The organism is Streptomyces sp. NPDC048370 (assembly GCF_043200825.1).
In the GTDB taxonomy this organism is placed as follows: domain Bacteria; phylum Actinomycetota; class Actinomycetes; order Streptomycetales; family Streptomycetaceae; genus Streptomyces.
Window position 1 is genome coordinate 46,472 of the sequence record NZ_JBICYI010000017.1, and the last position, 22,486, is coordinate 68,957.

The window sequence follows — 22,486 nt, forward strand, 5'->3', positions numbered from 1 at the left end:
CGCGACGGCAAATGCGGTACGGGGAAAGACCCCGGGCGCGATAGGGTCGGAGGACGACTTTTGGCAAGGGCCCAACGACAGCAGAGAGCGGTGCGGAGTGACCGGTGGAGAGGTTGCCGGGATTCTGGTGGCCGTGTTCTGGGCGATTCTCGTCTCCTTCCTCGCCGTGGTTCTGGTGAGGCTGGCGCAGACGCTCAAGGCGACCACCAAGCTGGTGGCGGACGTGACCGAACAGGCCGTCCCGCTCCTCAGCGACGCCTCCGCCACCGTGCGGTCGGCACAGACCCAGCTCGACCGGGTCGACGCCATCGCCTCTGACGTCCAGGAGGTCACCTCCAACGCCTCCGCGCTCTCCACCACCGTCGCCTCGACCTTCGGCGGCCCGCTCGTCAAGGTGGCGGCCTTCGGCTACGGAGTGCGCAAGGCCCTCGGCCGAGGCCGGGACGAGGCGCCGTCGGCGCCCGCGCCCGCGCGCCGTACCGTCGTCGGTCGCACCGTGCCGTCCGCGCGGCGCCGGAAGCAGAAGGGCTGAGCCGCCGATGTTCCGCCGTACGTTCTGGTTCACCGCCGGCGCCGCAGCCGGCGTGTGGGCCACCACCAAGGTCAACCGGAAGCTCAAGCAGCTGACCCCGGAGAGCCTCGCCGCGCAGGCGGCGAACAAGGCGATCGAGACCGGCCACCGGCTCAAGGACTTCGCCCTCGACGTCAGGTCGGGCATGGTCCAGCGCGAGGCCGAACTCGGCGAGGCGCTCGGCCTGGAGGCTCCCGTGGACGCCCCCGCCGAGCGTGAACTCCCGGGGCCGCGCCGCAGGGCCGGGCTCGACCCCCAGACCCATACGCCCACGTATTCGTACCGAACGATTTCGTACAACCGGAATGAGGACCACTGATGGAGTCGGCTGAAATCCGCCGCCGCTGGCTGAGCTTCTTCGAGGAGCGCGGGCACACCGTCGTGCCTTCGGCGTCGCTCATCGCGGACGACCCGACTCTGCTTCTGGTCCCCGCCGGCATGGTTCCCTTCAAGCCGTACTTCCTCGGCGAGGTGAAGCCGCCGTTCCCGCGCGCCTCCAGCGTGCAGAAGTGCGTGCGTACGCCCGACATCGAAGAGGTCGGCAAGACCACCCGCCACGGCACGTTCTTCCAGATGTGCGGCAACTTCTCCTTCGGCGACTACTTCAAGGAAGGCGCCATCAAGCTCGCCTGGGAGCTGCTGACCACCTCGGTGGAGCACGGCGGCTACGGGCTCGACCCGGAGAAGCTCTGGATCACCGTCTACAAGGAGGACGACGAGGCCGAGCAGATCTGGCGCGACGTCGTCGGCGTCCCGGCCGAGCGCATCCAGCGCCTCGGCAAGAAGGACAACTACTGGTCGATGGGCGTCCCCGGCCCCTGTGGCCCGTGCTCCGAGATCAACTACGACCGCGGCCCCGAGTTCGGCGTCGAGGGCGGCCCGGCCGTCAACGACGAGCGGTACGTGGAGATCTGGAACCTGGTCTTCATGCAGTACGAGCGCGGTGAGGGCTCCGGCAAGGAGGACTTCCCGATCCTCGGCGAGCTGCCGTCGAAGAACATCGACACCGGCCTCGGCCTCGAGCGCCTCGCGATGATCCTGCAGGGCGTACAGAACATGTACGAGACCGACACCCTCAAGGTCGTCATCGACAAGGCCACCGAGCTCACCGGTGTCGACTACGGCACGTCCCACGAGAGCGACGTCTCGCTGCGCGTGGTCGCCGACCACATGCGCACGTCCGTGATGCTCATCGGCGACGGCGTCTCCCCGGGCAACGAGGGCCGCGGCTACGTGCTCCGCCGCATCATGCGCCGCGCCATCCGCAACATGCGCCTGCTCGGCGCCACGGGCGTGGTCGTCCAGGACCTCGTCGACGTGGTCATCGACACGATGGGCGAGCAGTACCCGGAGCTGGTCACCGACCGCAAGCGGATCGAGACCGTCGCCCTCGCCGAGGAGGCCCGCTTCCTCAAGACGCTCAACGCCGGTTCGAACGTCCTCGACGGCGCCGTCACCGAGACCAAGGCCGCCGGCTCCACCGTGCTGCCCGGCGACAAGGCGTTCCTGCTCCACGACACCTGGGGCTTCCCGATCGACCTCACCCTGGAGATCGCCGCCGAGCAGGGGCTCTCCGTGGACGAGGCCGGCTTCCGCCGCCTGATGCAGGAGCAGCGGGACAAGGCCAAGGCCGACGCCAAGGCCAAGAAGACCGGCCACGCCGACGTCGCCGCCTACCGCGAGATCGCCGACGGCAACGGCGCCACCGAGTTCACCGGCTACACCAACACCGAGGGCGAGTCCACGGTCGTCGGCCTGCTGGTCAACGGCGTCTCCTCGCCCGCCGCCTCCGAGGGCGACGAGGTCGAGGTCGTCCTCGACCGCACCCCCTTCTACGCCGAGGGCGGCGGCCAGCTCGCCGACCACGGCCGCATCAAGCTGCACAGCGGCGCCGTCATCGAGGTCCGCGACGTCCAGCAGCCGGTCCCCGGCGTCTCCGTGCACAAGGGTTCCGTCCAGGTCGGCGAGGTGACGGTCGGCGCCACCGCCTACGCCGCCATCGACGTCCGCCGCCGCCGGGCCATCGCCCGCGCCCACTCCGCCACGCACCTGACGCACCAGGCCCTGCGTGACGCCCTCGGCCCGACGGCCGCCCAGGCCGGTTCGGAGAACTCGCCCGGCCGCTTCCGCTTCGACTTCGGTTCGCCGAACGCCGTTCCCGGCACGGTCCTCACGGACGTCGAGCAGAAGATCAACGAGGTCCTCTCCCGCGAGCTCGACGTGCACGCCGAGGTCATGCCGATCGACGAGGCCAAGCGCCAGGGCGCCATCGCCGAGTTCGGCGAGAAGTACGGCGAGAAGGTCCGCGTCGTCACCATCGGCGACTTCTCCAAGGAGCTGTGCGGCGGTACGCACGTCAAGAACACCTCGGCGCTCGGCCTGGTGAAGCTGCTCGGCGAGTCGTCGATCGGCAGTGGCGTGCGCCGTGTCGAGGCCCTCGTCGGTGTCGACGCGTACAACTTCCTCGCCCGGGAGCACACGGTCGTCGCCCAGCTCCAGGAGCTGGTCAAGGGCCGTCCCGAGGAGCTGCCGGAGAAGATCTCCTCCATGCTCGGCAAGCTGAAGGACGCCGAGAAGGAGATCGAGAAGTTCCGCGCCGAGAAGGTGCTGCAGGCCGCCGCCGGTCTGGTCGAGGGCGCCAAGGACATCCGCGGCGTCGCCCTCGTCACCGGACAGGTCGCCGACGGCACCTCCGCCGACGACCTGCGCAAGCTGGTCCTCGACGTGCGCGGCCGCATCTCCTCCGACCGCCCGGCCGTCGTGGCCCTGTTCACCACGGCCAACGGTCGCCCGCTGACGGTCATCGCCACCAACGAGGCCGCCCGCGAGCGCGGTCTCAAGGCCGGCGAGCTGGTCCGTACGGCCGCCAAGACCCTCGGTGGCGGCGGTGGCGGCAAGCCGGACGTCGCCCAGGGCGGCGGCCAGAACCCCGAGGCGATCGGCGAGGCCATCGACGCCGTCGAGCGCCTCGTGGTGGAGACGGCGTGACGATGCGTCGCGGCCGTCGTCTCGCGATCGACGTCGGGGACGCCCGGATCGGGGTCGCCTCGTGCGACCCCGACGGGGTCCTCGCCACGCCGGTGGAGACCGTGCCGGGACGTGACGTCCCGGCCGCCCACCGGCGGCTGCGCCAGATCGTCGAGGAGTACGAACCGATCGAGGTCGTGGTCGGCCTCCCTCGCTCCCTCTCCGGGGGCGAGGGCCCGGCCGCGGTCAAGGTCAGGCGCTTCGCGGGGGAGTTGGCCAAGGGCATCGCCCCGGTGCCGGTCCGTCTGGTCGACGAGCGGATGACGACGGTGACGGCCACGCAGGGGCTGCGGGCCTCGGGGGTGAAGTCGAAGAAGGGGCGGTCCGTCATCGATCAGGCCGCCGCTGTGATCATCCTTCAGAACGCTCTTGAGTCCGAACGGGTATCAGGTAATCCGCCCGGTGAGGGCGTCGAAGTGGTCATCTGATCGCGATACGGTAACGTTCCGCGCGATGCGGCGGTGTTCGAACAGCTGCCGCACTACGTAGAGGCGGACGTCCGGAAGCCTCGCGGCTGGTTGGGGATCGATGACTGAGTATGGCCGGGGCTCCGGCTCCGAACCGTGGCATCCCACGGACCCGTTGTACGGGGACCAGGGATGGGGAGGTCAGCAGGCGTACCCGCAGCAGGACCAGCAGTACGGCCAGCAGGACCCGTACGGCCAGGACCAGTACGCCCAAGGCCAGTACGGCCAGGGGCAGGCGCAGGGTTACGACCCCCAGTACCAGCAGCCGCAGTACCAGCAGCACCCTCAGCAGCACCAGGGACAGCAGCAGCACCACCCGCACCAGCACGCCCAGCACCCGCAGCAGTACGTCGATCCGGCGGCGTACGGCGGGTACCAGCAGGAACAGTCGGCGCAGGGCTACGACACGCCCGGGTACCCCGCACAGCAGTACGACCCCAGCTGGGAGACCGGCCAGGCGGCCATGCCGTACGGCACGACCCCCGCGGATCCGTACGGTGGCCAGAACCCGGACCTCTACGGCACGCCCGAGGCGTACCCTCCGCCGCAGCCCCCGGGCCGGCGGCAGGCGCCGCCGGAGCCCGTGACCGACTGGGAGGCGGAGCCGCAGGAAGAGGAGCGGCACCCCTTCTTCACGGGTGAGGACGGCGACGGCGACGACGAGTACGACGACGAGCCGGCCGACCGACGCTCCTCGCGGGGCGGCCGCGACCGGCGGGGCGGCAAGGGCAAGAAGAAGAGCAAGAACGGCGTGGCCTGCCTCGTCGTGGCTCTCGTCCTCGCGGGCGGCGTGGGCGGCATCGGCTACTTCGGCTACCAGTTCTGGCAGGGCCAGTTCGGCGCGGCACCCGACTTCGCGGGCGAAGGGTCCGGCGAGGTCCAGGTCGAGATCCCGAAAGGTGCCGGCGGCTACGAGATCGGCAACATCCTGAAGAAGGCGGGCGTCGTCGCGAGCGTCGACGCCTTCGTCTCGGCGACGGAGAAGGACCCCAAGGGCAATTCCATCCAGGCGGGTGCCTACACGCTGAGGGAGAAGATGTCCGCGGAGAGCGCGGTCGCGATGATGCTGAGTCCGGCGAGCCAGGCCGGGCTCGTCATCCCGGAGGGCATGCGGAACGTCTGGGTCTACGAGCAGATCGACAAGAAGCTCGAGCTCGAGAAGGGCACGACGCAGGGCATCGCGAAGGCGAAGGCCAACGACCTCGGCCTCCCGGACTGGGCGAAGAACCACAAGGACGTGAAGGACCCGCTGGAGGGCTTCCTCTACCCGGCGAAGTACCCGATGGTCAAGGGGAACAAGCCCGAGGACGTGCTGCGCAAGATGGTCGCGCGTTCGAACCAGGAGTACGCCAAGTTCGAGCTGGAGGCCAAGGCGAAGGAACTCGGCGTGGACAGCCCGTGGCAGCTGATCACGATCGCGAGCCTCGTCCAGGCCGAGGGCACCTCGCACGACGACTTCCGCAAGATGGCCGAGGTCGTCTACAACCGCCTCAAGACCAACAACCCGCAGACCTACGGCAAGCTCGAGTTCGACTCGACGTACAACTACATCAAGAACCAGAGCAAGATCGACCTCACGCTCGAAGAGCTGCGGAAGTTCGACAACGTCTACAACACCTACTACTACCGGGGCCTGCCGCCGGGACCGATCGGCAACCCGGGCGCCGAGGCGCTCAAGGGCGTGGTCGACCCGACCAAGGACGGCTGGTACTACTTCATCTCGCTCGACGGGAAGACGTCCCAATTCACGAAGACGAACACCGACCACCAGAAGCTGGTGGAGGAGTTCAACAAGTCGAGGAAAAACTGATGCAGGCGCCTCGCCGCGCGGCCGTGCTCGGCTCGCCCATCGCCCACTCGCTCTCGCCGGTCCTGCACCGGGCGGCCTACGCCGCGCTCGGCCTCGACACCTGGACGTACGACCGGTTCGAGGTCGACGAGGACGGGCTGCCCGCGTTCGTCGCGGGCCTTGACGACTCGTGGGCCGGTCTTTCGCTGACCATGCCGCTGAAGCGGGCGATCATCCCGCTGCTCGACGAGATCAGCGACACGGCCGCCTCGGTCGAGGCCGTGAACACCGTCGTCCTCACCGAGGACGGCCGTCGTGTCGGTGACAACACCGACATCCCCGGCCTGATCGCGGCCCTGCGCGAGCGGGGCGTCGAGAAGGTCGAGTCGGCGGCGGTCCTCGGCGCCGGTGCCACCGCCTCCTCCGCGCTCGCCGCGCTCGCGCGGATCTGCACGGGCCCGGTCACCGCCTACGTACGGAGCGAGGCGCGCGCCGAGGAGATGCGGGGCTGGGGCGAGCGGCTCGGCGTCGACGTACGGACCGCCGACTGGGAGCAGGCGCACCGGGCGTCCTCCGCCCCGCTCGTCATCGCCACCACCCCGGCGGGCGCCACCGACGCGCTCGCGGCCGAGGTCACGGACGCCCCCGGCACCCTCTTCGACGTGCTCTACCACCCGTGGCCGACACCGCTCGCCGCCGCCTGGTCGGAGCGCGGCGGCGCCGTGCTCGGCGGGCTCGACCTCCTCGTCCACCAGGCCGTACTCCAGGTCGAGCAGATGACGGGCGTCGTCGAGGCACCCCTCGCCGCGATGCGTGACGCGGGCGAGAAGGCCCTGGCCGCCACGTGAGCGGTACGGAGACACTGGCCGCGGACTGGGCGGGCTCACTGTTCAAGGTGCTCGTGAACCTGTTGCCGGAGTGGGCGGAGGACACCGTCGTCACCCTCCTTCTGACGGGCCTCGCGGTGGCGGGCGGGCGCCGGCTGTGGCGTGCCGTCCGGTCCTCCCGCTCGGCGACCTGACCCCTCGACCCGGCCCCTCGGCCCACCCGATCTGACAGTCTTCGCGTCCGACAGCTGGACCGACGGCCAGGTTCTCCCCCCGGACGTGGGAGGATCGGTAGCGGCGGGCCAGGGCCGCGCACCCGGTCGCGCCGCAGCAGTTCCAGGCGCGAGCATGAGGAGCATCGTTGAGCAGGTTGCGTTGGCTGACCGCTGGGGAGTCCCACGGACCCGCGCTGGTCGCGACGCTGGAGGGGCTTCCCGCCGGCGTTCCGGTCACCACTGAGCTGGTGGCGGACCATCTTGCGCGGCGGCGCCTCGGCTATGGGCGTGGCGCGCGGATGAAGTTCGAGCAGGACGAGGTGACCTTCCTCGGCGGAGTCCGGCACGGTCTCTCGCTCGGCTCTCCGATCGCCGTGATGGTGGGCAACACGGAGTGGCCGAAGTGGGAGAAGGTCATGTCGGCCGACCCCGTCGACCCCGCCGAGCTCAAGGAGACCGGTCGTAACGCGCCGCTGACCCGGCCGCGTCCCGGTCACGCCGACCTCGCCGGCATGCAGAAGTACGGCTTCGACGAGGCCCGGCCGATCCTGGAGCGCGCCAGCGCCCGTGAGACCGCCGCCCGTGTCGCCCTCGGCGCCGTCGCCCGCTCCTTCCTCAAGGAGGCCGCGGGCATCGAGATCGTCTCGCACGTCGTCGAGCTGGCGGCCGCCAAGGCCCCGTACGGCGTCTACCCGACCCCCGCCGACGTCGAGAAGCTCGACGCCGACCCGGTGCGCTGCCTCGACGCCGACGCGTCGAAGGCGATGGTCGCCGAGATCGACCAGGCCCACAAGGACGGCGACACCCTGGGCGGCGTCGTCGAGGTGCTCGCGTACGGAGTCCCGGTCGGGCTCGGTTCGCACGTGCACTGGGACCGGCGTCTCGACGCGCGGCTCGCCGCCGCGCTCATGGGCATCCAGGCGATCAAGGGCGTCGAGGTCGGCGACGGCTTCGAGCTGGCCCGTGTACCCGGCTCGCAGGCCCACGACGAGATCGTGCGGACCGAGGACGGCCTCAAGCGCACCTCCGGCCGCTCCGGCGGTACCGAAGGCGGGCTGACCACCGGTGAGCTGCTGCGCGTCCGCGCGGCGATGAAGCCGATCGCGACCGTGCCGCGCGCGCTCGCCACGGTCGACGTCGCCACCGGCGAGGCCACCCAGGCCCACCACCAGCGCTCCGACGTCTGCGCCGTCCCGGCCGCGGGCATCGTCGCCGAGGCCATGGTCGCGCTCGTCCTCGCGGACGCCGTCGTCGAGAAGTTCGGCGGCGACAGCGTCCCGGAGACCCGCCGCAACGTGCGGTCGTACCTCGACAACCTCCAGATCCGGTGACCGGACCCCTGGTCGTCCTCGTCGGGCCGATGGGCTCCGGCAAGTCCACGGTGGGCGCGCTTCTGGCCGAGCTGGTCGACGCGCCCTACCGGGACACCGACGCCGACATCGTCGCCGCCGAGGGCCGCGAGATCGCCGACATCTTCATCGAGGACGGCGAGGAGCACTTCCGCGCCCTCGAACGGGAAGCCGTACGGACGGCGGTCGCCGAGCACGCGGGCGTCCTCGCGCTCGGCGGCGGCGCGATCCTCGACGCGGGCACCCGCGAACTGCTCAGCGGACTGCCCGTCGCCTATCTCTCGATGGACGTCGACGAGGCCGTCCGACGCGTCGGCCTCAACACCGCGCGGCCGCTGCTCGCCGTCAACCCGCGCCGCCAGTGGCGCGAGATGATGGAGGCGCGCCGCCACCTCTACACCGAAGTCGCCCGGGTGGTCGTGGCCACCGAGGGTCGCACGCCCGAAGAGGTCGCGGACGCGGTCCTCGACGCTCTGGAGTTGAAGAAGGACGTATGACGGACCAGGAAGTGACCCGAATCCAGGTAGGCGGTTCGGCGGGCACGGATCCGTACGAGGTGCTGGTCGGTCGGCAGCTGCTGGGTGAGCTGCCGACCCTGATCGGCACCAAGGCCAAGCGCGTCGCCGTGATCCACCCCGAGGCGCTCGCCGAGACCGGAGAGGCGCTCCGGGCCGACCTCGCCGACCAGGGCTTCGAGGCCGTCGCCATCCAGGTGCCGAACGCCGAGGAGGCCAAGACCGCCGAGGTCGCCGCGTACTGCTGGAAGGCGCTGGGCCAGACCGGCTTCACCCGCACCGACGTCATCGTCGGGGTGGGCGGTGGCGCGACCACCGACCTGGCCGGGTTCGTGGCCGCGACCTGGCTGCGGGGCGTGCGCTGGATCGCCGTACCGACCACCGTCCTCGCCATGGTCGACGCGGCCGTCGGTGGCAAGACCGGGATCAACACCGCCGAGGGCAAGAACCTGGTCGGTGCCTTCCACCCGCCCGCCGGGGTGCTGTGCGACCTCGCGGCGCTCGACTCGCTGCCGGTCCACGACTACGTCAGCGGGCTCGCGGAGATCATCAAGGCCGGGTTCATCGTCGACCCCGTGATCCTCGACCTGATCGAGGCCGACCCGCAGGCCGCCCGCACGCCGGCCGGTCCGCACACCGCCGAGCTGCTCGTGCGTTCGATCCGGGTCAAGGCCGAGGTCGTCTCCGGTGATCTGAAGGAGTCGGGCCGCCGGGAGATCCTGAACTACGGTCACACCCTCGCCCACGCCATCGAGAAGAACGAGCGGTACAAGTGGCGGCACGGCGCCGCCGTCTCCGTCGGCATGGTCTTCGCCGCCGAGCTGGGCCGGTTGGCCGGGCGGCTCGACGACGCGACCGCCGACCGGCACCGTACGGTCCTGGAGTCGGTCGGTCTGCCCCTCACCTACCGGGGCGACCAGTGGCCGAAGCTCCTGGAGACCATGAAGGTCGACAAGAAGTCCCGGGGCGACCTGCTCCGCTTCATCGTCCTGGACGGGCTCGGCAAGCCCACCGTCCTCGAAGGCCCCGACCCCGCCGTCCTCTTCGCCGCCTACGGCGAGGTGTCCGCGTGAGCGATCTGCGCCACGTCCTCGTCCTGAACGGCCCGAACCTGGGCCGTCTGGGCTCCCGCGAGCCCGACATCTACGGCGCCACGTCGTACAAGGGCCTGGTGGAGTCCTGCCGGTCCCTGGGCGAGGAGCTCGGCTTCGACGTGGAGGTCCGGGAGACCAACGACGAGGGCGAGATGATCCGCTGGCTGCACGAGGCCGCGGACGGTTCGGTGCCGGTCGTCATGAACCCCGGAGCGTTCACGCACTACTCGTACGGGATGCGCGACGCGGCCGCCCAGCGGACCGCGCCGCTGATCGAGGTGCACATCTCGAACCCGTACACCCGCGAGGAGTTCCGGCACACCTCGGTCGTCGCCGCCGTGGCGACCGGGACCGTCGCGGGATTCGGCATCGGCTCCTACCGGCTCGCGCTTCGGGCGCTCGCCGAGGAACTGGCCGACTGACGACATCCGGACACGGGGCCGTCAGGGCACCCTCGACCGCCCCCGGCCGTTCCCCCTGTGGGGGCCGGGGGCGGTAACGTACCCGGAAGTATCGGCCGTACGAGACGGAGTGGCACCGGATGCAGCACGCGATGGGGGCTCCGTTGCCGCCGCCCGACCCCTCGGCCTTCACGCCCGGCGCCGGTCGACCCCCCGTACCTCCCGTGCCGCCCACGGCGCAGGGCGGCCACCACGCACCGCACCCGCATCCCCAGCCCCACCCGCATGCTCAGCCGCCCGCCGCCCCGCCGGGGGCGCCCCCGGTCGCCCCGCAGGCCCCCGGCGCCGCCGCCCCGTACTCCTCGCCGCCCGCCCCCGGCAGCTGGGGTGCTCCAGGCATACCGGGCCACCCGGGACAGTCCGTGCCCCCGCCGCACGACGTCACCGGACACGTACCGCTGCCGCCCGTCGCCGTCCCCGTACCGCCGCCCGCCGAGCCGGGCACCGGCGCCGCGACGCTCGCCGTGCTGCTGATCGGCCCCGCCGGCGCGGGCAAGACGACCGTCGCACGCCACTGGGCGGCGCGCCGACGCGTGCCCACCGCCCACATCAGCCTCGACGACGTCCGCGAATGGGTCTGCTCCGGCTTCGCCGACCCCCAGTCGGGATGGAACGAGCACTCCGAGGCGCAGTATCGTCTCGCCCGCCGCACCTGCGGCTTCGCCGCGCGCAACTTCCTGGCCAACGGCATCTCCTGCATCCTCGACGACGCCGTCTTCCCCGACCGGCCCGTCGTCGGCCTCGGCGGCTGGAAGCGCCATGTGGGCCCGGGGCTGCTTCCGGTCGTTCTGCTGCCCGGTCTGGAGATCGTCCTGGAGCGGAACGCCGAGCGCAGCGGGAACCGGCGGCTCTCGGACGAGGAGGTCGCCTCCATACACGGCCGCATGGCCGGCTGGTACGGCTCCGGCCTGCCGATCATCGACAACTCGACGTACGACGTCGAGACCACCGCCCGCGTCCTCGACGAGGTCCTCGCCCGTTCCCTGGCGAGCCCGCCCGCCTGGTGACGGCGGCGACGGCCTGAGGCAGACGGCTTGAGGCGGACGGCCTGGTGCCGTGATGGCCTGAAGCGGGCGACGGTGGCCCGGTCGGCCGCGCTGAGCGGGCCGGGACGCCCGGCCGCTCGTAGGCTCGGAACATGTCAGAGGTGTTTGCGGACCGCCGAGTGCGGCTGCGCGACCGGTGCGCGGCGGCCGGCAGCCAGGCGGCCCTGGTCTCCCGCCCCGCCAACGTCCGCTATCTCGCGGGCGGTTCGCCCACGGGCGCCGTCCTGCTGCTCGGTCCGGACGAGGACGTGCTGCTCTGCCCCACCGCCCCCGGCGTCGATCCGGCCGACGGGCGGCTCGACGAGCTGCTCCGCCAGGCCGTGCTGCCCGTGGCCGGCGGGGATCCCGCGGTCGCCGCCGTCGGCTTCGCCCGCAAGGCGGGCGCGGAGGCCCTGGCCGTGGAGGAGCACCATCTGACCGTGGCCCGGCACCGCGCGATGGGCTCCGTCGCGCCACAGCTCCAGCTCGCCGATCTCGGCGGGGCCGTCGAGCAGCTGAGGATCGTGAAGGACGAGGACGAGATCGCCTGTCTGCGGATCGCCGCCGAGATCGCCGACCAGGCGCTGGGGGAGCTCCTCGAATCCATCCTGGTGGGCCGGACCGAGCGGCACCTCGCGCTGGAGCTGGAGCGGCGCCTCGTCGACCACGGCGCGGACGGTGCCGCGTTCCCGACCTCCGTCGGCACAGGACCGAACTCGGGACGCTGCCGACACAAGCCCTCGGACCGCCGGGTCGAGGAGGGAGATTTCCTCTCCGTCTGCCTGGGCGCCAACTACCGCGGCTACCGTTGCGAGATCGGCCGTACGTTCGTCATCGGGACGACCCCCGCCGACTGGCAGATCGAGCTGTACGACCTCGTCTTCGCCGCTCAGCGCGCCGGACGGGAGTCGCTCGCCCCCGGCACCGAGTTCCGCGACGTGGACCGCGCCGCCCGCCAGATCCTCGACGCGGCGGGCCACGGCGAGGCCGTTCCGCCGGTCACCGGGCACGGTGTCGGCCTCGAAATCGACGAGGACCCGCAGCTCGCACCCGCGGCCATGGGTAAACTGGACGCTTGTGTGCCGGTCACCGTCGAACCGGGGGTCCACCTCCCGGGCCGGGGCGGGGTCCGGATCGATGACACGCTCGTCGTGCGCCAGGAGGCGGACGGCGGACCCGAGCTACTCACCATTACGACCAAGGAGCTGCTCGCGCTGTAGGGCGCGTACGCCTCTCTGGTCCCACGTCAGTCCAGGAGATTCCGCAACCGTGGCTTCCACGAACGACCTCAAGAACGGCATGGTGCTCAAGCTCGAAGGCGGCCAGCTCTGGTCCGTCGTCGAGTTCCAGCACGTCAAGCCCGGCAAGGGCCCGGCCTTCGTGCGCACCAAGCTGAAGAGCGTGATGTCCGGCAAGGTCGTCGACAAGACCTTCAACGCCGGGACGAAGGTCGAGACGGCCACCATCGACCGCCGCGACATGCAGTTCTCGTACATGGACGGCGAGTACTTCGTCTTCATGGACATGGAGACCTACGACCAGCTGATGGTCGACCGCAAGGCCGTCGGCAACGCCGCCAACTTCCTCATCGAGGGCTTCACCGCCTCCGTGGCCCGCCACGAGGGCGAGGTGCTCTACGTCGAGCTCCCGGCCGCCGTCGAGCTGGTCATCCAGGAGACCGAGCCGGGCGTCCAGGGCGACCGCTCCACCGGTGGCACCAAGCCCGCCACGCTGGAGACCGGTCACCAGATCCAGGTCCCGCTCTTCATCACCACCGGTGAGAAGATCAAGGTCGACACCCGCACGAGCGACTACCTCGGCCGGGTGAACAGCTAACCGTGGCTGCCCGCAGCAACGCCCGCAAGCGTGCCTTCCAGATCCTCTTCGAGGCCGACCAGCGCGGCGCGTCCGTGCAGCAGGTCCTCGCGGACTGGGTCCGGCACGCCCGGTCCGACGACCGCCAGCCGGCCGTCAGCGAGTTCACGATGCAGCTGGTCGAGGGGTACGCGGACCACGCGAACCGGATCGACGAGCTCATCGCGACCTACGCGGTGGACTGGGACCTGGACCGGATGCCGGTCGCCGACCGGAACATCGTGCGCCTCGGGGCGTACGAGCTGATCTGGCTGGACGAGACGCCGGACGCCGTGGCGATCGACGAGGCCGTGCAGCTCGCCAAGGAGTTCTCCACGGACGAGTCGCCGACCTTCGTCAACGGTCTGCTGGCCCGCTTCAAGGACCTGAAGCCGCGCCTGCGCCGGGACGCCTGAGCGGCCCGTAGACGCACGGAAGGGGCCCGTGGCACATGATGTGCCACGGGCCCCTTCGGCGTCTCCTGGTGCCCCCGTGGAGCACGAAACCGCCGGGGCGGGGAGGTCCGAAGACCGTCCCCGCCCCGGCGGCAACGTTTCTGCTCGGCTCTGCTCAGCTGTCCTCGTGTGCGACCGCGCGCCGCGCGTCCGCGTCGAGGACGCCCCAGCTGATGAGCTGCTCGGTCAGGACCGAGGGCGACTGGTCGTAGATGACGGCGAGCGTGCGCAGGTCGTCCTGGCGGATCGACAGCACCTTGCCGTTGTAGTCGCCGCGCTGCGACTGGATCGTCGCCGCGTAGCGCTGGAGGGGGCCCGCCTTCTCCTGCGGGACGTGGGCCAGACGCTCCAGGTCGAGGACGAGCTTCGGCGGCGGCTCGGCGGCCCCGCCCGGGGTCGTCCCCGGCAGGAGCTCCTGCACCGGGACGCCGTAGAAGTCCGCCAGCTCGGCGAGGCGCTGCACCGTCACGGCGCGGTCACCGCGCTCGTACGAGCCGACCACGACGGCCTTCCAGCGGCCCTGGGACTTCTCTTCCACACCGTGGAGGGAAAGGCCCTGCTGGGTGCGGATGGCACGGAGCTTGGCCCCGAGCTGCTTTGCGTATTCGCTGGACATATAGCTCCCCGGACGCTGGTCGCTGTAGACAACGTGCGGCTCCGCCGCGTGGCTGGTAACTCACTGTGAGGTTACGCAGCGTTACTCTCCCCCGTCAAGCCGAATGGTCCATACCGCCCCCTCTCGGGGGACGGCGCCCGGAGTGGCGCCGGGGTGGTGAGCAGGGGAGTCGCCCGCCCCTGGTAGAGTCGATGGCGCAAATCCGACGTCCTTTAAGGTCCGTCCCGTGAGGCGGAGAAGGAGGTCCGTTTCATATGGACGCCCAGCACCACTCCGATGCGGCACGCCCTGTTCTCGAGGGCCCCGACATCGCGCGGGTCCTGACCCGCATCGCCCACGAGATCGTCGAACGCGCCAAGGGCGCCGACGACGTGGTCCTCCTCGGCATTCCGACGCGCGGCGTCTTCCTCGCCCGCCGGCTGGCCGACAAGCTCGCCGAGATCACCGGCCGCAAGATCCCGGTCGGCTCCCTCGACATCACCATGTACCGCGACGACCTGCGGATGAAGCCCGCCCGCGCCCTCGGCCGCACCGAGATCCCCGGTGACGGCGTCGACGGCCGCCTGGTCGTCCTGGTCGACGACGTGCTTTTCTCCGGCCGCACCATCCGCGCCGCGCTCGACGCGCTCGGCGACATCGGCCGCCCGCGCGCCGTCCAGCTCGCGGTCCTCGTCGACCGCGGCCACCGCGAGCTCCCGATCCGCGCCGACTACGTCGGCAAGAACCTCCCCACGTCGCTGCGCGAGACGGTCAAGGTCCAGCTCGCCGAGGAGGACGGTCGCGACACCGTGCTGCTCGGCAGCAAGACCACCGACTAGCCGGTCCGGCATCCCGACGGGTCCAGGGCACACCCCTGCGTGCCCGCACCCCGACGGGCCCCTCGGGGACACCCCCAGGCCCCACACCTCCCGACCACGGAGAACACCCCGATGATGCGTCACCTCATCTCGGCCGCCGACCTCACCCGCGACGACGCCGTCCTCATCCTCGACACCGCCGAGGAGATGGCCCGGGTGGCCGACCGTCCGATCAAGAAGCTGCCCACCCTGCGCGGCCGGACCATCTGCAACCTCTTCTTCGAGGACTCCACCCGGACCCGGATCTCCTTCGAGGCCGCCGAGAAGCGCCTCTCCGCCGACGTGATCAACTTCGCGGCCAAGGGCTCCAGCGTCTCCAAGGGCGAGTCCCTCAAGGACACCGCCCAGACCCTGGAGGCGATGGGCGTCGACGCCGTCGTCATCCGCCACAGCGCCTCCGGCGCCCCGTACCGGCTCGCGACCTCCGGCTGGATCGACGCCCCCGTCATCAACGCGGGCGACGGCACCCACCAGCACCCCACCCAGGCCCTGCTCGACGCCTTCACCATGCGCCGCCGGCTCGTCGGCCGTGACGCCGGCCTCGGCCAGGACCTCGCGGGCAAGCGCATCACGCTCGTCGGCGACGTCCTGCACAGCCGGGTCGCCCGCTCCAACGTCGACCTGCTGCACACCCTCGGCGCCGAGGTCACCCTCGTGGCCCCGCCCACCCTGGTCCCGGTCGGCGTCGAGACCTGGCCCTGCGACATCAGCTACGACCTCGACAGCGTGCTGCCGAAGTCCGACGCGGTCATGATGCTGCGTGTGCAGCGCGAGCGGATGAACGCGGCCTTCTTCCCGACCGAGCGCGAGTACTCGCGGCGGTACGGGCTCGACGGCGACCGGATGGCGAAGATGCCCGAGCACGCCATCGTGATGCACCCCGGCCCGATGGTCCGCGGCATGGAGATCACCGCCGAGGTCGCCGACTCCGACCGCTGCACGGTCGTCGAGCAGGTCGCCAACGGCGTCTCCGTCCGGATGGCCGTCCTGTACCTGCTTCTGGGCGGCAACGAGCCCGCCGTCAGCCACACCCGTACCGAGGAGAGCAAGTAACCATGGCCAAGATCCTTATCCGCGGTGCCAAGGTGCTGGGCGGCGAGCCGCAGGACGTCCTGATCGACGGCGAGACCATCGCCGAGGTCGGCACCGGCCTCTCGGCCGAGGGCGCGACCGTGATCGAGGCCGACGGCCAGATCCTGCTGCCCGGCCTGGTCGACCTCCACACCCATCTGCGCGAGCCCGGCCGCGAGGACTCCGAGACCGTCCTCACCGGCACCCGGGCGGCCGCCTCCGGCGGCTTCACCGCCGTCTTCGCCATGGCCAACACCTTCCCGGTCGCCGACACCGCCGGTGTGGTCGAGCAGGTCTACCGGCTCGGCAAGGAGTCCGGCTACTGCGACGTCCAGCCCATCGGCGCCGTCACCGTCGGCCTGGAAGGCAAGAAGCTCGCCGAGCTCGGCGCCATGCACGACTCCGCCGCCGGCGTCACGGTCTTCTCCGACGACGGCAAGTGCGTCGACGACGCCGTGATGATGCGCCGCGCCCTGGAGTACGTGAAGGCCTTCGGCGGAGTCGTCGCCCAGCACGCCCAGGAGCCCCGCCTCACCGAGGGCGCCCAGATGAACGAGGGCATCGTCTCCGCCGAGCTGGGCCTCGGCGGCTGGCCGGCCGTCGCCGAGGAGTCGATCATCGCCCGTGACGTGCTGCTCGCCGAGCACGTCGGCTCCCGCGTCCACATCTGCCACCTGTCGACCGCGGGCTCCGTGGAGATCGTGCGCTGGGCCAAGTCCCGCGGCATCGACGTCACGGCCGAGGTCACCCCCCACCACCTCCTCCTGACCGACGAGCTGGTCCGCTCGTACAACCCGGTCTACAAGGTCAACCCGCCGCTGCGCACCGAGCGTGACGTGATGGCGCTCCGCGAGGCCCTGGCCGACGGCACCATCGACATCGTCGCCACCGACCACGCCCCGCACCCGCACGAGGACAAGGACTGCGAGTGGGCCGCGGCCGCCATGGGCATGGTCGGCCTGGAGACCGCGCTCTCCGTCGTCCAGCAGACGATGGTCGAGACCGGGCTGCTCGACTGGGCCGGCGTCGCCGACCGGATGTCCGTCAAGCCCGCGCGGATCGGGCAGGCCACCGGCCACGGACGCCCCGTCTCGGCTGGTGAGCCCGCGAACCTGACGCTGGTCGATCCGGCATACCGTGGTCCCGTGGACCCCGCGGGCTTCGCCTCCCGCAGCCGCAACACCCCGTACGAGGGCCGCGAGCTGCCGGGACGCGTCACCCACACCTTCCTGCGGGGCCGGGCGACGCTCGTGGACGGGAAGCTGGCGTGACACTCATCGAATGGGCCGCGGAACAGAAGTCGGCCGAGGTGACCGACTGGGCCGGACGGCTCGGCTGGGTCGCCGGACTGCTGCTCTTCATCGCCTTCGTCTACTGGCTGATGCGCCAGGGATGGAAGTGGCGCGGCAGCCTCCAGTCGGACCTGCCCGAACTGCCTGGAATGCCCGAGGCGGCCGGCGAGGCGACACTGTCCCTGAGCGGGCGGTACCACGGCTCGACCACGGCCGGACAGTGGCTCGACCGGATCGTCGCCCACGGGCTCGGCGTCCGTAGCCGCGTCGAGCTCAGCCTCACGGACGCGGGCATCGAGGTCGTGCGCCCCGGGGCGAACGACTTCCTCATCCCGGTCGACGCCCTCCGCGAGGCCCGGCTCGACAAGGGCATCGCGGGCAAGGTCCTCGCCGAGGGCGGGCTGCTGATCGTCACGTGGGCGCACGGCGAGAAGCTCCTCGACTCCGGCTTCCGGTCCGACCGGGCGGCGGAGCACGCCGCCTGGGTCGAGACCCTGAACAGCATGATCAAGACGACGGAAGGCACCGCACGATGACGACCTCCACCAGGGGAACCGAAAAAGTTCCCGCCGTACTCGTCCTGGAGGACGGCCGCATCTTCCGCGGTCGCGCCTACGGGGCCGTGGGGGAGACCTTCGGCGAGGCCGTGTTCTCCACCGGCATGACCGGCTACCAGGAGACCCTCACCGACCCGTCGTACCACCGCCAGGTCGTCGTGATGACCGCCCCGCACGTGGGCAACACCGGCGTCAACGACGAGGACCCCGAGTCCTCCCGCATCTGGGTCTCCGGCTACGTCGTCCGCGACCCCGCCCGCGTCTCCTCCAACTGGCGCGCCAAGCGCTCGCTGGGCGAGGAGCTCGCCGCCCAGGGCGTCGTCGGCATCTCCGGCATCGACACCCGCGCCCTCACCCGCCACCTGCGCGAGAGCGGCGCCATGCGCGTCGGCATCTTCTCCGGCAACGCGCTGCCCGACGAGGGCACCATGCTGGCCGAGGTCCGCCAGGCCCCCGAGATGAAGGGCGCCGACCTCTCCGCCGAGGTCGCCACCAAGGAGACGTACGTCGTCCCCGCGATCGGCACCAAGAAGTTCACCGTCGCCGCCGTCGACCTCGGCATCAAGGGCATGACCCCGCACCGGATGGCCGAGCGTGGCATCGAGGTCCACGTCCTGCCCGCCACCGCCACCGTCGAGGACGTGTACGCGGTGAACCCGGACGGCGTGTTCTTCTCCAACGGCCCCGGCGACCCGTCCACCGCCGAGCACCCGGTCTCCGTCATGAAGGCCGTCCTGGAGCGGAAGACCCCGCTCTTCGGCATCTGCTTCGGCAACCAGATCCTCGGCCGCGCCCTCGGCTTCGGCACCTACAAGCTGAAGTACGGCCACCGCGGCATCAACCAGCCGGTGCAGGACCGTACGACCGGCAAGGTCGAGGTCACCGCGCACAACCACGGCTTCGCCGTCGACGCGCCCCTCGACAAGGTCTCCGAGACCCCCTACGGCCGCGCCGAGGTCTCCCACGTCTGCCTGAACGACCAGGTCGTCGAGGGCCTCCAGCTGCTCGACCAGCCGGCCTTCTCCGTCCAGTACCACCCCGAGGCGGCCGCGGGCCCGCACGACGCCGCGTACCTCTTCGACCGCTTCGTATCCCTGATGGAGGCCGAGCGTGCCTAAGCGCACCGATATCCAGTCCGTCCTGGTCATCGGCTCCGGCCCGATCGTCATCGGCCAGGCCGCCGAGTTCGACTACTCCGGAACCCAGGCCTGCCGCATCCTCAAGGCCGAGGGCCTGCGGGTCATCCTGGTCAACTCCAACCCGGCCACGATCATGACCGACCCGGAGATCGCCGACGCCACCTACGTCGAGCCGATCACCCCCGAGTTCGTCGAGAAGATCATCGCCAAGGAGCGCCCCGACGCGCTCCTGCCCACCCTCGGTGGCCAGACCGCGCTCAACACCGCGATCTCCATGCACGAGCAGGGTGTCCTGGAGAAGTACGGCGTCGAGCTCATCGGCGCCAACGTGGAGGCCATCCACAAGGGCGAGGACCGCGACCTCTTCAAGGGTGTCGTCGAGGCCGTCAAGGCCAAGATCGGTTACGGCGAGTCCGCCCGCTCGGTCATCTGCCACTCGATGGACGACGTCATCCAGGGCGTCGAGACGCTCGGCGGCTACCCCGTCGTCGTCCGCCCCTCCTTCACGATGGGCGGCGCCGGCTCCGGCTTCGCCCACGACGAGGAAGAGCTGCGCCGCATCGCCGGCCAGGGCCTGACGCTCTCCCCGACCACCGAGGTGCTCCTGGAGGAGTCCATCCTCGGCTGGAAGGAGTACGAGCTGGAGCTGATGCGCGACAAGGCCGACAACGTCGTGGTCGTCTGCTCCATCGAGAACTTCGACCCGATGGGCGTCCACACCGGTGACTCGATCACCGTCGCCCCGGCGATGACCCTCACCGACCGCGAGTACCAGCGGCTGCGGGACATCGGCATCGCGATCATCCGCGAGGTCGGCGTCGACACCGGCGGCTGCAACATCCAGTTCGCGATCGACCCGGACGACGGCCGGATCATCGTCATCGAGATGAACCCGCGCGTCTCCCGCTCCTCCGCGCTCGCCTCCAAGGCGACGGGCTTCCCGATCGCGAAGATCGCGGCCCGTCTCGCCGTCGGCTACACGCTGGACGAGATCCCCAACGACATCACGGAGAAGACCCCGGCGTCCTTCGAGCCCACGCTCGACTACGTCGTGGTCAAGGCCCCGCGCTTCGCCTTCGAGAAGTTCCCGCAGGCCGACTCCACCCTCACCACGACCATGAAGTCGGTCGGCGAGGCCATGGCGATCGGCCGTAACTTCACCGAGGCGCTGCAGAAAGCCCTGCGCTCCCTGGAGAAGAAGGGCTCGCAGTTCGCCTTCACCGGCGAGCCCGGCGACAAGGCCGAGCTGCTGCGCGAGGCCGTCCGCCCCACCGACGGCCGGATCAACACCGTCATGCAGGCCATCCGGGCGGGGGCCACCCCCGAGGAGGTCTTCGAGGCGACCAAGATCGACCCCTGGTTCGTCGACCAGCTCTTCCTCATCAAGGAGATCGCCGACGAGCTCGCCGCCGCCGAGAAGCTGGAGCCCCAGCTGCTCGCCGACGCCAAGCGCCACGGCTTCTCCGACGCCCAGATCGCCGACATCCGCGGCCTGCGCGAGGACGTCGTCCGCGAGGTCCGGCACGCGCTCGGCGTCCGCCCGGTCTACAAGACGGTCGACACCTGCGCCGCCGAGTTCGCGGCCAGGACGCCGTACTTCTACTCCTCGTATGACGAGGAGAGCGAGGTCGCGCCGCGCACCAAGCCCGCCGTGATCATCCTGGGCTCCGGCCCGAACCGCATCGGCCAGGGCATCGAGTTCGACTACTCCTGTGTCCACGCCTCCTTCGCGCTCAGCGACGCCGGCTACGAGACCGTGATGGTCAACTGCAACCCGGAGACCGTCTCCACGGACTACGACACCTCCGACCGCCTGTACTTCGAGCCGCTCACGCTCGAGGACGTGCTCGAGATCGTCCACGCCGAGACGCTGGCGGGACCCGTCGCCGGTGTCGTCGTCCAGCTCGGCGGCCAGACCCCGCTGGGCCTCTCCCAGGCCCTCAAGGACAACGGCGTGCCCGTCGTCGGCACCTCCCCGGAGGCCATCCACGCCGCCGAGGACCGCGGCGCCTTCGGCCAGGTCCTCGCCGAGGCCGGACTGCCGGCGCCCAAGCACGGCACCGCGACCACCTTCGCCGGGGCCAAGGCCATCGCCGACGAGATCGGCTACCCCGTCCTCGTACGCCCCTCGTACGTCCTCGGCGGCCGCGGCATGGAGATCGTCTACGACGAGACCCGCCTGGAGTCGTACATCGCCGAGTCCACCGAGATCAGCCCCACCCGGCCGGTCCTGGTCGACCGCTTCCTCGACGACGCCATCGAGATCGACGTCGACGCCCTCTACGACGGCCACGAGCTCTACCTCGGCGGCGTCATGGAGCACATCGAGGAGGCCGGCATCCACTCCGGCGACTCGGCCTGCGCCCTGCCCCCGATCACCCTCGGCGGCCACGACATCAAGCGCCTGCGGACCTCCACGGAGGCCATCGCCAAGGGCGTCGGCGTGCGCGGCCTGATCAACATCCAGTTCGCCATGGCCGGTGACATCCTCTACGTCCTGGAGGCCAACCCGCGCGCCTCCCGGACCGTCCCCTTCACCTCGAAGGCGACCGCCGTGCCGCTCGCGAAGGCCGCCGCCCGCATCTCACTGGGCGCGACCATCGCCGAGCTGCGCACCGAGGGCCTGCTGCCGAAGACCGGCGACGGCGGCACGCTGCCGATCGACGCGCCGATCTCCGTCAAGGAGGCCGTGATGCCGTGGACCCGCTTCCGCGACATCCACGGCCGCGGTGTGGACACCATCCTCGGCCCGGAGATGCGCTCCACCGGCGAGGTCATGGGCATCGACTCCGTCTTCGGCACGGCGTACGCCAAGTCGCAGGCCGGCGCCTACGGCCCGCTGCCCACCAAGGGACGCGCGTTCATCTCCGTCGCCAACCGCGACAAGCGCTCGATGATCTTCCCCGCGCGCGAGCTGGTCGCCCACGGCTTCGAGCTGATGGCCACCTCGGGCACGGCGGAGGTGCTGCGCCGCAACGGCATCAACGCCACGGTCGTACGCAAGCTCAGCGACGGCGAGGGCCCGAACGGCGAGAAGACGATCGTCCAGCTGATCCACGACGGCCAGGTCGACCTGATCGTCAACACCCCGTACGGCACCGGCGGCCGCCTCGACGGCTACGAGATCCGTACGGCGGCGGTGGCCCGCTCCGTCCCGTGCCTCACCACGGTCCAGGCGCTCGCCGCGGCCGTCCAGGGCATCGAGGCGCTCGGTCACGGCGACGTCGGCGTCCGCTCGCTCCAGGAACACGCGGAACACCTGACCGCGGCCCGCGACTAGCAACCCACGAGGGGGACACCGGAAA

The 22,486-nt window shown here is 70.9% G+C and carries 22 protein-coding genes; 21 read left to right on the forward strand and 1 reads right to left on the reverse strand.

Translation table 11 applies throughout. The features are described 5' to 3' along the window. Positions 1 to 97 precede the first annotated feature (97 nt). From ACGFYP_RS29730 to nusB, 15 genes are all read left to right on the forward strand, one after another. On the forward strand, positions 98 to 532 hold the full coding sequence (locus ACGFYP_RS29730; RefSeq protein ID WP_361966687.1) for a DUF948 domain-containing protein: 435 nt from the start codon (positions 98 to 100) through the stop codon (positions 530 to 532). A gap of 7 nt (positions 533 to 539) precedes the next feature. Continuing rightward, on the forward strand, positions 540 to 890 hold the full coding sequence (locus ACGFYP_RS29735; RefSeq protein ID WP_393499976.1) for a DUF6167 family protein: 351 nt from the start codon (positions 540 to 542) through the stop codon (positions 888 to 890). Continuing rightward, positions 890 to 3,559 carry an alanine--tRNA ligase gene (gene alaS, locus ACGFYP_RS29740; protein WP_393499979.1) on the forward strand — a complete coding sequence of 890 codons (2,670 nt, stop codon included), beginning with the start codon at positions 890 to 892 and terminating at the stop codon, positions 3,557 to 3,559. The genes ACGFYP_RS29735 and alaS overlap by 1 nt, the downstream gene beginning before the upstream one ends. A 2-nt stretch (positions 3,560 to 3,561) precedes the next feature. Continuing rightward, positions 3,562 to 4,026: a Holliday junction resolvase RuvX gene (gene ruvX, locus ACGFYP_RS29745; RefSeq protein ID WP_361966711.1), complete on the forward strand. Its 465-nt coding sequence runs from the start codon at positions 3,562 to 3,564 to the stop codon at positions 4,024 to 4,026. A 100-nt stretch (positions 4,027 to 4,126) separates the two neighbouring features. Continuing rightward, positions 4,127 to 5,875, forward strand: coding sequence for an endolytic transglycosylase MltG (gene mltG / locus ACGFYP_RS29750; protein WP_393499982.1), 1,749 nt, complete (start codon positions 4,127 to 4,129; stop codon positions 5,873 to 5,875). Next, on the forward strand, positions 5,875 to 6,702 hold the full coding sequence (locus ACGFYP_RS29755; protein WP_393499985.1) for a shikimate dehydrogenase: 828 nt from the start codon (positions 5,875 to 5,877) through the stop codon (positions 6,700 to 6,702). The genes mltG and ACGFYP_RS29755 overlap by 1 nt, the downstream gene beginning before the upstream one ends. Further along, on the forward strand, positions 6,699 to 6,875 hold the full coding sequence (locus tag ACGFYP_RS29760) for a hypothetical protein (protein ID WP_393499988.1): 177 nt from the start codon (positions 6,699 to 6,701) through the stop codon (positions 6,873 to 6,875). The genes ACGFYP_RS29755 and ACGFYP_RS29760 overlap by 4 nt, the downstream gene beginning before the upstream one ends. A gap of 167 nt (positions 6,876 to 7,042) precedes the next feature. Continuing rightward, positions 7,043 to 8,227 (forward strand): chorismate synthase, encoded by a 1,185-nt coding sequence (aroC, locus tag ACGFYP_RS29765; RefSeq protein ID WP_393499992.1) that lies wholly within the window; start codon positions 7,043 to 7,045, stop codon positions 8,225 to 8,227. Between the two features lie 29 nt (positions 8,228 to 8,256). Beyond that, entirely contained in the window at positions 8,257 to 8,742 is a 486-nt protein-coding gene (locus ACGFYP_RS29770) for a shikimate kinase (protein WP_361966713.1), read from the forward strand. Beyond that, positions 8,739 to 9,833 carry a 3-dehydroquinate synthase gene (gene aroB, locus ACGFYP_RS29775; RefSeq protein ID WP_361966701.1) on the forward strand — a complete coding sequence of 365 codons (1,095 nt, stop codon included), beginning with the start codon at positions 8,739 to 8,741 and terminating at the stop codon, positions 9,831 to 9,833. The genes ACGFYP_RS29770 and aroB overlap by 4 nt, the downstream gene beginning before the upstream one ends. A 5-nt stretch (positions 9,834 to 9,838) precedes the next feature. Next, positions 9,839 to 10,276, forward strand: coding sequence for a type II 3-dehydroquinate dehydratase (gene aroQ / locus ACGFYP_RS29780; RefSeq protein WP_393500242.1), 438 nt, complete (start codon positions 9,839 to 9,841; stop codon positions 10,274 to 10,276). A 119-nt stretch (positions 10,277 to 10,395) separates the two neighbouring features. Next, positions 10,396 to 11,322: an AAA family ATPase gene (locus ACGFYP_RS29785; protein ID WP_393499997.1), complete on the forward strand. Its 927-nt coding sequence runs from the start codon at positions 10,396 to 10,398 to the stop codon at positions 11,320 to 11,322. Between the two features lie 131 nt (positions 11,323 to 11,453). Beyond that, complete coding sequence (locus ACGFYP_RS29790) at positions 11,454 to 12,560, forward strand: aminopeptidase P family protein (protein WP_361966707.1); 1,107 nt, start codon at positions 11,454 to 11,456, stop codon at positions 12,558 to 12,560. Positions 12,561 to 12,609: 49 nt separating this feature from the next. Continuing rightward, entirely contained in the window at positions 12,610 to 13,176 is a 567-nt protein-coding gene (gene efp / locus ACGFYP_RS29795) for an elongation factor P (protein ID WP_315896525.1), read from the forward strand. A gap of 2 nt (positions 13,177 to 13,178) precedes the next feature. Continuing rightward, positions 13,179 to 13,610: a transcription antitermination factor NusB gene (gene nusB, locus ACGFYP_RS29800; RefSeq protein WP_361966709.1), complete on the forward strand. Its 432-nt coding sequence runs from the start codon at positions 13,179 to 13,181 to the stop codon at positions 13,608 to 13,610. Positions 13,611 to 13,764: 154 nt separating this feature from the next. On the opposite strand, the gene bldD is transcribed toward nusB, so the two are convergent. Beyond that, a complete protein-coding gene (gene bldD / locus ACGFYP_RS29805; protein ID WP_030214967.1) occupies positions 13,765 to 14,265 on the reverse strand; it encodes a transcriptional regulator BldD in 501 nt (166 codons plus the stop codon). A gap of 254 nt (positions 14,266 to 14,519) precedes the next feature. Between bldD and pyrR the strand changes: the two genes are divergently transcribed. The 6 genes from pyrR (at position 14,520) to carB (ending at position 22,461) form a co-directional block, all read left to right on the forward strand. Continuing rightward, positions 14,520 to 15,083: a bifunctional pyr operon transcriptional regulator/uracil phosphoribosyltransferase PyrR gene (gene pyrR / locus ACGFYP_RS29810; RefSeq protein ID WP_393500004.1), complete on the forward strand. Its 564-nt coding sequence runs from the start codon at positions 14,520 to 14,522 to the stop codon at positions 15,081 to 15,083. Positions 15,084 to 15,194: 111 nt separating this feature from the next. Next, the gene (locus tag ACGFYP_RS29815; protein ID WP_361968589.1) at positions 15,195 to 16,175 is read left to right on the forward strand and encodes an aspartate carbamoyltransferase catalytic subunit; all 981 of its coding nucleotides are present in this window, start codon (positions 15,195 to 15,197) and stop codon (positions 16,173 to 16,175) included. A 2-nt stretch (positions 16,176 to 16,177) separates the two neighbouring features. Next, positions 16,178 to 17,464, forward strand: coding sequence for a dihydroorotase (locus ACGFYP_RS29820; RefSeq protein ID WP_393500007.1), 1,287 nt, complete (start codon positions 16,178 to 16,180; stop codon positions 17,462 to 17,464). After that, positions 17,461 to 18,021 (forward strand): hypothetical protein, encoded by a 561-nt coding sequence (locus ACGFYP_RS29825; RefSeq protein ID WP_361968593.1) that lies wholly within the window; start codon positions 17,461 to 17,463, stop codon positions 18,019 to 18,021. The genes ACGFYP_RS29820 and ACGFYP_RS29825 overlap by 4 nt, the downstream gene beginning before the upstream one ends. Continuing rightward, entirely contained in the window at positions 18,018 to 19,160 is a 1,143-nt protein-coding gene (gene carA / locus ACGFYP_RS29830; protein ID WP_393500011.1) for a glutamine-hydrolyzing carbamoyl-phosphate synthase small subunit, read from the forward strand. Before ACGFYP_RS29825 ends, carA begins: the two co-directional genes overlap by 4 nt. Further along, on the forward strand, positions 19,153 to 22,461 hold the full coding sequence (carB, locus tag ACGFYP_RS29835; protein WP_393500013.1) for a carbamoyl-phosphate synthase large subunit: 3,309 nt from the start codon (positions 19,153 to 19,155) through the stop codon (positions 22,459 to 22,461). The genes carA and carB overlap by 8 nt, the downstream gene beginning before the upstream one ends. The last annotated feature ends 25 nt before the right edge of the window (positions 22,462 to 22,486 follow it).